Source organism: Streptomyces sp. NPDC028635 (genome assembly GCF_040637635.1).
In the GTDB taxonomy this organism is placed as follows: Bacteria; Actinomycetota; Actinomycetes; order Streptomycetales; family Streptomycetaceae; genus Streptomyces.
Window position 1 is genome coordinate 117817 of sequence record NZ_JBEZWX010000011.1, and the last position, 11767, is coordinate 129583.

At 73.2% G+C, this 11767-nt stretch carries 8 protein-coding genes; 5 read left to right on the forward strand and 3 right to left on the reverse strand.

Annotated elements, in window-relative coordinates; all coding sequences use genetic code 11:
* Positions 1–16: 16 nt before the first annotated feature.
* A complete protein-coding gene (locus tag AB0E88_RS14980; RefSeq protein WP_361629676.1) occupies positions 17–2443 on the reverse strand; it encodes a SpoIIE family protein phosphatase in 2427 nt (808 codons plus the stop codon).
* A 270-nt stretch (positions 2444–2713) separates the two neighbouring features.
* Here AB0E88_RS14980 and AB0E88_RS14985 point away from each other — a divergent pair, with 270 nt between their 5' ends.
* The 4 genes from AB0E88_RS14985 (at position 2714) to AB0E88_RS15000 (ending at position 8649) form a co-directional block, all read left to right on the forward strand.
* Positions 2714–5812, forward strand: coding sequence for a glycoside hydrolase family 2 TIM barrel-domain containing protein (locus AB0E88_RS14985; protein ID WP_361629679.1), 3099 nt, complete (start codon positions 2714–2716; stop codon positions 5810–5812).
* Between the two features lie 155 nt (positions 5813–5967).
* The gene (locus tag AB0E88_RS14990) at positions 5968–6213 is read left to right on the forward strand and encodes a hypothetical protein (RefSeq protein WP_361629682.1); all 246 of its coding nucleotides are present in this window, start codon (positions 5968–5970) and stop codon (positions 6211–6213) included.
* 3 nt (positions 6214–6216) lie between these two features.
* Entirely contained in the window at positions 6217–6594 is a 378-nt protein-coding gene (locus tag AB0E88_RS14995) for a toxin Doc (RefSeq protein WP_361629685.1), read from the forward strand.
* Between the two features lie 405 nt (positions 6595–6999).
* Positions 7000–8649 (forward strand): RICIN domain-containing protein, encoded by a 1650-nt coding sequence (locus tag AB0E88_RS15000; protein WP_361629688.1) that lies wholly within the window; start codon positions 7000–7002, stop codon positions 8647–8649.
* A 14-nt stretch (positions 8650–8663) separates the two neighbouring features.
* Here the strand turns inward: AB0E88_RS15000 and AB0E88_RS15005 are convergent, their stop codons facing one another.
* Positions 8664–9638 (reverse strand): NAD(P)-dependent oxidoreductase, encoded by a 975-nt coding sequence (locus AB0E88_RS15005; RefSeq protein WP_361629691.1) that lies wholly within the window; start codon positions 9636–9638, stop codon positions 8664–8666.
* On the reverse strand, positions 9635–10804 hold the full coding sequence (locus AB0E88_RS15010; protein ID WP_361629694.1) for a lactate 2-monooxygenase: 1170 nt from the start codon (positions 10802–10804) through the stop codon (positions 9635–9637). Before AB0E88_RS15010 ends, AB0E88_RS15005 begins: the two co-directional genes overlap by 4 nt.
* Positions 10805–11183: 379 nt before the next feature.
* Here AB0E88_RS15010 and AB0E88_RS15015 point away from each other — a divergent pair, with 379 nt between their 5' ends.
* Positions 11184–11606 (forward strand): subtilase-type protease inhibitor, encoded by a 423-nt coding sequence (locus AB0E88_RS15015; RefSeq protein ID WP_361629697.1) that lies wholly within the window; start codon positions 11184–11186, stop codon positions 11604–11606.
* The last annotated feature ends 161 nt before the right edge of the window (positions 11607–11767 follow it).

Here is an 11767-nt window from a genome sequence, read left to right on the forward strand (position 1 = left end):
CCGGGAGCGCGCGGGTTCACTCCGCCAGTCCCTCCATCATTCCGTCTGCCAGTCCCAGGGCCAGTCCTTCCTCCAGCAGCCCCAACTCCGCCCAGATGGTCTTGCCTTCGGTGGTGTGCCGGCTGCCCCAGCGCTGGGTGAGCTGGGCGACCAGCAGCAGCCCGCGGCCGCCCTCGTCCCAGGTCTTCGCCCGGCGCAGGTGCGGGGCGCTGTGGTTGGTGTCGGACACCTCGCAGATGAGCGTGGTGTCGTCGTGGATCAGCCGCAGCCGGATCGGCGGCGCCCCGTACCGGATGGCGTTGGTGACCAGCTCGCTCACCACCAGCTCGGCGGTGAACGTCGTGTCGCTCAGCGACCAGGCGGCGAGCTGGTCGACGACCTGCTTGCGGATCGGCGCGACCAGCGACGGGTCGGCGGGGATGTCCCAGGTCGCCACCTGCGCCGAGGGGAGCCCCTGGGTGCGGGCCAGCAGCAGGGCGACGTCGTCGGCCGCCCCGCCCGGCGGCAGCAGCGTGTGCAGGATGTGGTCGCAGGTCTCGTCGAGGGAGCCCGTGTCGGCCTCCAGCGCGCGGCACAGCAGCCGGTGCCCGGCGTCGACGTCCCGCTCCCGCGACTCGATCAGCCCGTCCGTGTAGAAGGCCAGCACGCTGCCCTCCACGAGTTCCAGCTCGATGCACTCGAACGGCAGTCCGCCCACGCCCAGAGGCGGGCCGGACGGCAGGTGCACCCGGCGCGCGGGACCGTCCGGCGGGAGCAGCACCGGCGGCGGATGCCCGGCCCTGGCCAGCGTGCAGCGCCGCGACACCGGGTCGTACACGGCGTACACACAGGTCGCTCCGACCTCGCCGGGGCTGCCCTCGCCTCCGGCCTCCTCGGACAGCCGCATGACGAGGTCGTCGAGATGCGTGAGCAGTTCGTCCGGCGGCAGGTCGATGTCGGCGAGCGTGCGCACGGCGGTCCGCAGCCGGCCCATGGTCGCCGACGCCTGCACCCCGTGCCCGACGACGTCCCCGACGACCAGGGCCACCCGCAGCCCGGACAGCGGGATGACGTCGAACCAGTCGCCTCCCACCCCCGAGCGGGCCGCGGGGAGATAGCGGGAGGCGGCCGAGACGGCGGCGCTGCGCGGCAGGGAGCGCGGCAGCAGGCTGCGCTGCAGGGCCAGGGCGGTCTCCCGCTCGCGCGAGTAGCGGCGGGCGTTGTCGATGCAGACGGCTGCGCGGGCGGTGATCTCCTCCGCCAGCAGCGCGTCGTCCTCGGTGTACGGCTCGGGGTGGCGGAACCGGTGGAAGACGGCGACGCCGAGCGTGGAGCCGCGGGCCTGGAGCGGCACCGCCATCGTGGAGTGCACGCCGTACTGCTGGAAGAGGCGGTGGCGGCGTTCGTCCCAGGACAGCCACCGTTCCAGGTCCTCGGAGGGCGCCGAGACCACGATCGCCTGGCCCGCCAGCAGCGCCGCGGCCTGCGGTGAGGGAGCCGGGTACTCCTCCGCGTCGCCCGGCATGGTCACCGCCCCGGGGCTGCCGGGATTCACCGAGTGGTGGGCGGCCCGGCGCAGCACGACGGGCGGGACCAGCCGGGCCGGCGGCTCCCCGCCGTACTGGTCCGGGTCGAGCAGGTCGACGCTGACGAAGTCGGCGAGCACGGGGACGCACACGGCCGCCAGTTCCTGCGCGGTGCGCGAGACGTCGAGGGTGGTGCCGATGCGGACGCTGGCCTCGTTGACGAGTTGCAGCCGCTCCCGGGACAGGTACTGGTCGGAGAGGTCGTGGGCGGTCACGCACACCCCGCGCACCCGGCCCTCGGTGTCGGTGACGGGGGCCATCCGGGCGAGCCAGGCGCGCGCACGGCCCGCACCGTCGGCGCGCAGCCGGGTCTCGGTGTCGAGCGGACGGCCCGTGGTGAGCACCTGCACGAGGCCGCGTTCGAGGTCGTCGCTCTGCGGGATCCCGCCGATCTCGGCGAGCCGCAGTCCGCGCACCCGGTTCTCGGGCAGCCCGACGAGCTCCACCATGGCGTCGTTCATCCGGTGCAGCCGCAGCCGCTCGTCGAAGAGGGCGAGGGCGCAGGGGGACTGCACGAGCGCCGCCGCCTCCAGCGGGTCGTCGGGCGCCGGGGGACCGGTGGCGTCCAGGGGGGTGACCACCAGCCAGTGGCCCGGTTCGCCGTCGTGGGGCCTGAGGTGATGGGCGAGCACCCACACCTCGACCGCACGGCCGTCCCGGTGGCGCAAAGTCACCGTTCCGTGGTGGCGCGGTGCCGCCGGACGGGGCGACACGGCCGGCGCCTCCGCCAGGAGACGGGTGGCGGGCCGGCCCACCACGTCCGTGGCGGTCCAGCCGAGCAGACGCTGCGCACCGGCGTTCCACCCGGTCAGCGTGCCGTCGTCGGCGATGACAGCCCGGGCCGTCGCGGCGTCGTCGAACGGGTAGTCCGGGCTCATCCTCGCACTCCATTGCGCACACTCACAGTGAACGGTGTGTCACTCGGTTCCAGAGTAGTGCGTCCCCGCCGCCCGCGGTCGGGAACCCCCGGCCTTGACCGGCTTCCGCCGTTCACGGTCAAGGCGTAATTCGGCCGGTATGGCGCGTCGAGTCGCCCGGTCGGAAAGCGGTGCCGCGACTCTTGACGCACCACCAAGCCCTCGCGTCAGAATCTGTTCGATCACGTTGTCTTGTGTGTACTTCTGCGCCCTCATGAAAGGGGAGCCGCTGTGTCGGTCACCAGGAGATCGGTCCTGCTCGTCTCCGCGGGAGTGCCCGCGGCCACGGCGCTGCTGGGGGTGGGGGCGTCCCCGGCCGCGGCGGCGGACCCCGGCTCCGGCGGCCGTCGCGCGCTCCCGCTGCGTGACGGCTGGCGTTTCGCCCTGGTGAACCCGGGCGGGATCACCGACCCGACCGGTGCCTACGCGAACGCCGCCGACCCCGGATACGACGACACCGGCTGGCGCCAGGTGGCCGTACCGCACGACTGGAGCATCGAGCAGACGCCCACGACCGAGCACGGCACCACCGCCGGGACCGGCTTCCTGCCCGGCGGGCTCGGCTGGTACCGCCTGTCCTTCACCCTGCCGCCGGCGTACGCGGGCAAGCGGATCGCGGTGGAGTTCGACGGCGTCTACATGGACTCCCGCGTCTCCTGCAATGGCACGGAGGTCGGCCACCACCCCTACGGCTACACGGGTTTCGCCTTCGACCTCACGGACCTGGTGCACACCGACGGCCGCACCCCGAACGTCCTCGCCGTCAAGGTGCAGAACCAGTTGCCGAGCAGCCGCTGGTACTCGGGCAGCGGTATGTACCGCGAGGCGCGCCTGGTCGTCACCGAGCCGGTGCACGTCGCCCGCTGGGGCACCCGGGTCACCACGCCCGAGGTCACCCCCGAGCGGGCCGTGGTGCGCGTGAGCACCGACGTGGTCAACGCGTCCGGCGCCGCCGCCGAGGTGGAGGTGGTCTCCCGGATCACGGATCCGCGCGGCCGCACCGTCGCCCGCACCTCGACCACCGTGCGCCTCACCGACGAGCACACGGAAGCTCACGAACTCGTCGTCCGCGAACCGCTGCTGTGGGACGTCGCCACCCCTGAGCACCGCTACGCCCTGCACACCGAACTCCGGGTCGCGGGGCGGACGACCGACACCTACCGCACCGGTTTCGGTATCCGCACGTTCCGCTTCGACCCGGACGAGGGTTTCCACCTCAACGGTGTCCACACCAAGATCAAGGGCGTCGACCTCCACCACGACCTCGGCGCGCTCGGCGCGGCCGTGCACATCGACGCGGTCCGCCGTCAGCTGACGATCATGAAGTCGATGGGCGTCAACGCCCTGCGCACCTCGCACAACCCGCCCGCGCCCGAGGTCGTCCAGGTCTGCGAGGAACTGGGCATCGTGATGATGGTCGAGGCGTTCGACTGCTGGCGCAGCGGCAAGAACCGCTACGACTACGGCCGCTTCTTCGACGAGTGGTGCGAGAAGGACGCCGGCGAGATGGTGCGCGCGGCCCGCAACTCGCCCGCCGTGGTGCTGTGGTCGATCGGCAACGAGATCCCCGATTCCACCTCCGCCGCGGGCCTCGCCATGGCGGACCGGATCATCGCCGCGATCCGGGCCGCCGACGACACCCGCCCGTTGGTCATCGGCTCCGACAAATACCGGGGGCTGCCCGCCAAGGGTTCGCCGGCCGACCTGATGCTGGCCAAGCTCGACGGGCTCGGCCTGAACTACAACACCGCCAAGTCGGTGGACGCGCTGCACGCCGCCTACCCGCACCTGTTCCTCTTCGAGTCCGAGTCGTCCTCGGAGACCTCCACCCGCGGCGCGTACCAGGAGCCCGAGCACCTCAACACCGGCGAGAACCACACCCCCGGCAAGCGGGCGGCCTCCTCCTACGACAACAACCTCGCCTCCTGGACCATGAGCGGCGAGTACGGCCACAAGAAGGACCGGGACCGCAAGTGGTTCGCGGGACAGTTCCTGTGGTCCGGCATCGACTACATCGGCGAGCCCACGCCGTACAACGTCTTCCCGGTGAAGGCGTCCTTCTTCGGCGCGGTCGACACGGCCGGCTTCCCCAAGGACATGTACCACCTCTTCAGGAGCCAGTGGACCAGCGAGCCGATGGTCCATCTGCTCCCGATGAGCTGGAACCACGAGGAGGGCGAGACCGTCGAGGTCTGGGCGTACGCCAACGTGGACACCGTCGAGCTGTTCCTGAACGGCGCGTCCCTGGGCGTGCGCACCTTCGACCGCAAGAAGACGCTCGACGGCCGGGAGTACCTGGAGACCACCGAGCCCACCGGCGACGACAAGACCTTCACCGACGGCCCCCACCCGGGCAGCTACACCAGCCCCAACGGCAGCGCGGGCAAGCTGCACCTGATCTGGAAGGTGCCCTTCCGGCCGGGTGAGCTGAAGGCCGTCGCCCGCCGCGACGGGCACGTCGTCGCCACCGACGTCCTGCGCACCGCCGGGGAGGCGCACGCCGTGCGGCTGACCGCCGATCGCACGTTGCTCGCCGCGGACGGCCGTTCACTCGTCTTCGTCACCGCCGAGATCGTCGACGCGCACGGCGTGGTGGTACCGGACGCCGAGCATCTCCTCTCCTTCGACGTCACCGGCGGCACTCTCGCCGGAGTGGACAACGGCCGCCAGGAGAGCGCCGAGCGCTACCAGGCGAGCACCCGCACCGCCTTCCACGGCAAAGCGCTCGCCATCGTCCGCGCGGGTACGAAGCCCGGCACCCTGAAGGTGACCGCCCGTGCCGAGGGGCTGCGCTCCGGCACGGCGAGCGTGCACACCCGGCCGGCCTCCTCGGCGTCCACCACCCCGCCCGCAGTGTTCGCCCCCGATCTGCCGACCCCGCCCGCCTACCCGTCCGCGGACGCGAGTTACTCGGGCCGCCCGGACACGCTCCCGGCCGCGATGCTCGACGGCGACCCGGCCACCGGCTGGTCCAACGGCTTCAGCAAGGCGCCCACCGGCCTGCTGCCCGGGTTCAGCGGGGCCCGCGCCAAGGACTGGGTGTCGCTGGACTTCGGCCGCACCCGCACCGTCGACCGCGCCGAGGTCTCCTTCACCGTCGACCCCACGCACAGCCTGCCGGCCGCGCTCACGGTCGACGTCTGGGACGGCCGGCGCTGGAGGTCCGTCACCCGGGCGCGCACCGACTGGGCCACCGTCTCCGACACCCCCACCGTCGTCACCTTCCCCGCGGTGCGCGGCTCCCGTCTGCGCCTGACCCTGACCAGCGCCCACCCGGGCGAGCCCCGGGGAGCGGTCCGCATCAGCCGGCTGGAGGTGCCGGGGACGTGACACCGGGGGCTCCGCCACGCGGGCCCCGGCCACCCTCGCCCGGCCCGGGTGCGCGCCGTCCCGCGCACCCGGGCCACATTCCGGGCGGTACCTGGTGACCGCTCATCTGACCTGGGCATATTTACGCGTGAGTACCCGAGCGGTACCGTGAGGGCATGCCAGCTCTGAATGTGGAGTTCAGCGAGCGCGAGCTAGAGGACCTGCGGCAGATCGCCAAGGAGCGCGGTACGTCGATGAAGGCGCTCGTGCGGGAGGCGGCCGCGGCCGACATCGCACGCCACCGGGCGCTGAAAGAGGGCGCCGAGGCGTTCCGGCGCTTCTTCACCGCCCACGCCGAGGAGTTCGCCGTCGCCTTCCCCGACGACGAGCCACCGGTGAGCGGCGAGGGGCGGGTCGCCTGAGCGATGGCTTCCGTCGTCCACATCGACGTCCCCTGGCTGCTGCAGCGACATGAAGAGGTCCTGCCGGAGCAGCCCACGATCAACGACTTCTCCGCGCTCGTCGCCGCCGTCGCCCGGCACCGCGTGGACCCGCCGCGGCTCGGCGTGAACTCCGACCCCGCCTGGCGGGCGGCCGCCCTGCTCCACACCCTCGCCGTGCTCAAGCCGCTGCCCTCGGCCAACGCCCGCTTCGCCTGTTCCACGGCGGTGGCCTACATGTTCGTCAGCGGGGTCGGCATCGACCCGCCCTACGGCGCCCTGGTCGACCTCGCTCGCGACCTGATGTCCGGCAAGGCGGACGTGTACCGCGCCGCCGACCGGCTGCGCTCCTGGCAGATCTGAACGGGCCTCCTCCGGGCCGCCGGCCGAGGGCGGGAGGATCAAGGCCGGCGGCCGTTTCGCGCGGGAGAGCCGCCGTCCCGCGCGGGGCCTCCGAGGAAAGGCCGTGTCCAGTGGACTACGGCGCGTGGTGGCCCGGCAGCGTGCGTGCGGCGCGGACGTGTGCGCGCGTTTCACACGGGGCGCGGGAATGTCCGAAAACGCTTGCCACAAGGGGGGATTGGGATGCGCCATTCTGACTTTCTGTCAATGGCGGGGACCCCCTCCGGGCGGCTTGTTGCGTGCAAGTCGGGTATGCAAGGCTGAGCGCTTCCCGCGCGCCGGAAATGGCAGGCCGTACCGCGTGTTGCTTTCACGGCGCGCGGAGATCCTGTGTTGTTCCAGCGCGTGGGAAGGAATCCGCTCACCGTGCCCACCCCCCACCCCCCTCGTCCCCCCTTTCCGCCGCCCTCCGCGCTCTCCCGCGGCGCGGTGGAGGAATCCGACGAGGCGCTCGCCGCCCGGGCCCGCGGCGGGCCCGACGACGACGTCACCCAGGCCACCGCCCTGCTGATGGCACGGCACTGGCAGCCGGTGCACGACTACGCCGTCATCTGCCTGGCCTCGTCGTCGCAGGTCGCGGCGATGGTCACGGCGGCCGCGTTCCACCAGGTGCTCGACCGGCTCACGCTGGGGGAGTCCGCCGCCGCACTGCGCCCGCGGCTGCTGCTGGCCGTACGGGGCACGGTGCGGCAATGGGCCGGCGCCGAGCGGATAACCGGGGTTCTGCCGCAGTTGCGCAAACCCGCCGGCGGGCGCGGTATGCGAGTCGCCAAGTACATGACAGCGGAAAACCGGCGGCTGACCGAGCGGTCATTCCACGCCCTTCCCGCCGAGGCCCAGTGCCTGCTGTGGCACATCGACGTCGAGGCCGAGCCGGTAACCGTTCCGGCCGCACTGCTCGGCATGACCGAGGAAGCCGCGGCGGCCGCTTACGAGGACGCCCGGGAAAAACTCCGCGAGGGCTGTGTCCGCGCCCATCGGGAACTCGCGCCGAACCCCGACTGCCGCCATCACAACCGTCTTCTCGACATTCCCCTGCGCCGCGGCGGCGGGCTGCTGCCCGAGGTGCGCCGGCATCTCGCCCAGTGCCGCCACTGCCGAGCGGCAGCCGAGCAACTGGAGCACTTCGAGGGCGCGTTGGGCACCCTCCTCGCCGAGGCCGTACTCGGCTGGGGGGCAGGCCGCTATCGCGACTCCCGGCCCGGCCGCGGCCGCGCCGGGGGCCACCACCGGGGCTCCGCACGCCACCGCGGCGGCCGCCCGGGCCGCCGGCTGCTGCCGCGCCGCCCGCTGCCCGGGGCCCGCTCCACGCGCACGCTGCTCACCGGGGCGGGACTCGCCTCCGGCGTACTGCTGACCATGCTCCTCGTGACCGGGGTGTGGTCCGACGACGGCCGGGGCACCGGCGCGGCCGCCTCCGCCGCCGCCACAGGCGTACCGGGTACGACCCCCTCCACCCCCGGTTCGCCCCGTACGACCGCCTCGCTGCCGCCCGCCGTCTCCACCGCGCCGCCCGGAGCAGCCGAGCTGCCGGCGGCTGCCGGGCGCAGCAGGCTGCGCAACGTCGCCGCCGGCCTGTGCCTCGACATCCGCGGCCGGGCCGCCGCCGGCGCCCAGGTCCAGCTCGCCGTGTGCTCCCCGGCCTCGACCCAGCAGTGGTCGTACGACGACGACGGACTGCTGCGCAGCACGGCCGCGCCCCAGCTGTGCCTGGACTCGCACGCGGACGCCGGGGTCGTCATCCTCGGCCCCTGCGCACCGCGCGGCGACCGGCGGGCCGACGACGTGCGCTACGACCTCACGGTGCGGGGCGAACTGCTGCCTCGCTGGGACGAGTCGCTCGCCCTGGCCGCGGCGTCCGAGGACGTCGGCGCCGACATCGTCGTCAAGGTCCGCGACGGCTCCGACGCCCGGCGCTGGGTCAGGGACACCCCGCTCCCGTCCTCCGCCTCCCGGTCGGTGGCCGGCACGGCCACCCGGCAGGCCCGTCCGGCCCGCCTGGCCGGCCACACCTGACGGGTGCGGGGGGGCTACGTCACGACGTCCCGGGGAGAGGCGCCCGCCAGGAACGCCGTCGCGTTGTGGACTGCGGCCGCGCCGATACGGACGACCGTCTCGCGGGTGACACCGCCGACGTGCGGGGAGAGCACCACGTTCGGCGCCTTCAGCAGGCGCAGGGACTGTGTCGGGGGCTCGGGGTCGAAGACGTCGAGCCCCGCCCCGGCGAGCGCGCCCCGCTCCAGCGCGTCGGCGAGGGCGTCCTGGTCGATCAGGGCGCCCCGCGCGGTGTTGACCACGAACGCCGTCGGCTTCAGCAGCGCGAGCCGGCGCGCGTCGAGCAGGTGCCGGGTCTCCTCGGTGAGCGGCGTGTGCAGGGTGACGTAGTCGGAGGCGGCGAGGAGTTCGTCGAGGGGGACGTACCGTGCGGCGAACCGGTCCTCCGTCTCGGCCGGCACCCGGCGGCGCGCCGTGTACAGCACCGTCATGCCGAAGGCGACGGCCCGGCGCGCGACCTGCTGTCCGATGCCGCCCAGGCCGACGATGCCGAGCGTCTTGCCGGACAGTTCCGTGAGCGACCGCGTGAGACGGGGCAGAGCCCAGTCGGCCTGTGTCAACGCGGTGTGCGCCGGGACGAGTTGCTTGGCGAGGGCCAGCATGAGGGCGAACGTCTGCTCGGCGACGTTCTGCGCCTCCGCCCCGGTGGAGCCGATCGTGCACACGGTGACACCGCGGGCGCGCGCCGCCGCCACGTCCACGTAGTCGTAGCCGTGGCTCGCGCACTGCACCAGCTCCAGATGCTCGGCGGCGGCGAGATGGCGGGCCGTGACCGGGGCGAGCGCCGTGACGAGGACGTGCGCGGCGCGCAGGGCGGTCGGGTCCTCGTCGGCGCTCTCCACGACCGTGACACGCGCGTCGCCGGGGAACAGGGAGGCGAGTGCGGCGCCCGAGGCCCGGCCGCCCACGTGCGGCGGGACGATCGCGAGGACGGTACGGCGGGCGCTCACGCGGTCTCCTCGGCGAGGTCGCCGGCACCGACGGTGGCGGGGCCGGCGTGCCCGGACAGGGCGAGGGTGAGGTCCAGTTCGGCGAGCAGACAGCGGATCACGTGTTCCACGCCCGCCTGCCCGTCGAGGCCCAGCCCGTAGACGTACGGCCGCCCCAGCAGCACCGCACGCGCGCCGAGCGCGAGCGCCTTGAAGACGTCGTCGCCGGTGCGCACCCCGCTGTCGAACAGCACCTCGAGCCGGTCACCGACCGCTTCCACCACCTTGGGCAGGGCGTCGGCGGCGGCGATGGAGCCGGCCACCTGGCGGCCGCCGTGGTTGGACACCACCACACCGTCCATCCCGGCACTCGCCGCGCGGCGCGCGTCGTCCGGGTGCAGGACTCCCTTGAGCACGATCGGGCCGTCCCAGTTCTCGCGCAGGAACTCCAGGTCCGGCCAGGTCTTGCCCGGGTCGGAGAACATGCCGACGAAGTGCATGACGGCCGCGTTCGGATCCTCCTCGACCGGCTTGGCGAGGCCTGCCCGGAAGGCCGGGTCGGAGAAGTAGTTGGCGGTGCCCACCCCGCGCAGGAACGGCAGGTACGCCTGGTCGAGGTCGCGCGGCCGCCAGGACAGCAGCGGGGTGTCCAGCGTGACCACGAGCACGCTGAACCCGCTCGCCCTCGCCCGGCCGAGGAAGCTGCGGGCGACCTCCGGGTCCCTGGGCCAGTACAGCTGGAACCAGCGCTCGGCGTCCCCCATCGCCTCGGCGACCCGCTCCATCGGCGTGCTGGAGGCGGAGGACAGGATGTACGGCACGCCCTGGGCGGCGGCGGCCCGGGCGGCGGCCGGCTCCGCGTCCGGGTGCATGATCGACAGGACGCCGACCGGGGCCAGCGCGAGCGGTGCCGGCAGCGAGCGGCCCAGCACCTGGACCGACAGGTCCCGCTCGCGCACGTCGCGCAGCATCCGCGGCACGATCCGGCGGCGCTCCAGGGCGGCCCGGTTGGCGCGCGCGGTGCTGCCGTCGCCCGCGCTGCCGGCCACGTAGCCGACCGGGCCGGGGCCGAGCCGCTGCTCGGTCAGTTCCTCCAGCCGGGTCAGGTCGGTGGGCAGGCGGGGCACCGCGCCCGTCATCCCGTTCAGGTAGATCTCGTACTGGAAGTCCGCCCAGTGCTTGGCCATGCGGGATCCGCCTCTCGTCACAGGGACCGTGGTGCCCAGACCATACCGACCGGTAGGGCGGTCGCGGCAGGTGAAAAGTGAACGGAATGGATCCTTCCGGCGACCTCCGGACGCGGAAGCGGAATGTTTCCGGACGATTAACTGACCGTGCGAATCGCGTCATTTGACCGGTTCTCATGATCGAAAGCGCTTGGAACCGGCATTGGAACGTTCGAATTACGTCACTTCACGCCACTGATTCAATACGCAATGTTACTGAAACACATGGGGTCGATGTGTGTTTCGGCGGCGGACTCGGCAGAGTTGCGCTCGCCGCCGCGGCCCCCGACCGGGGACACGGCCGGCACCACCCCCGAACCGAAGCGGAAGGATGCACACAATGCGGAACCCCGCGCGCTGGGCAGCGGCACTGACTCTGACGGCCACCGCCGTCTGCGGCCCCCTGGCCGGCGCCGCCCACGCCGCCCCGGCCTCGCTCTACGCGCCCTCGGCGCTCGTCCTGACCCTCGGCCACGGTGACAGCGCCGCGAGCGCGACACCGGCCCGCGCGGTCACCCTCTCCTGCGCGCCCACGGCCTCCGGCACCCACCCGGACCCCGCCGCGGCCTGCGCCGAACTCCGCCTGGCCGGCGGCGACCTCGACGCGCTGAACGCCGGCGCCGAACCGCTGTGCACCAAGCAGTACGACCCCGTCGTCGTCACCGTCGACGGCGTGTGGCAGGGCAAGCGGATCTCCTACGAACGGACCTTCGCCAACGAGTGCGTGAAGACCGCCCACGGGCCGACCGTCTTCGCGTTCTGAGGACCGGGATCGCACGGACCCCGTGAAACGCCGCGCGAGGCTCGCAGGTGGGGAGTGCGAGCCCCTGTTGCGGGGCGCCGTGTGATCTCGCACCGGGGGTCGGCCAGGCGGAGTGGGGCCGCCGGCCGACCCCCGGCGTGACGGTCGTGCCAGAGGGGCGG

Bases quoted from the DNA above. Each gene is read 5' to 3' on its own strand.
- AB0E88_RS14995 (WP_361629685.1), top strand. From the start codon at position 6,217: ATGGCTTCCGTCGTCCACATCGACGTCCCCTGGCTGCTGCAGCGACAT.
- AB0E88_RS15015 (WP_361629697.1), top strand. From the start codon at position 11,184: ATGCGGAACCCCGCGCGCTGGGCAGCGGCACTGACTCTGACGGCCACC.
- AB0E88_RS14980 (WP_361629676.1), bottom strand. From the start codon at position 2,443: ATGAGCCCGGACTACCCGTTCGACGACGCCGCGACGGCCCGGGCTGTC.
- AB0E88_RS14990 (WP_361629682.1), top strand. From the start codon at position 5,968: ATGCCAGCTCTGAATGTGGAGTTCAGCGAGCGCGAGCTAGAGGACCTG.
- AB0E88_RS15010 (WP_361629694.1), bottom strand. From the start codon at position 10,804: ATGGCCAAGCACTGGGCGGACTTCCAGTACGAGATCTACCTGAACGGG.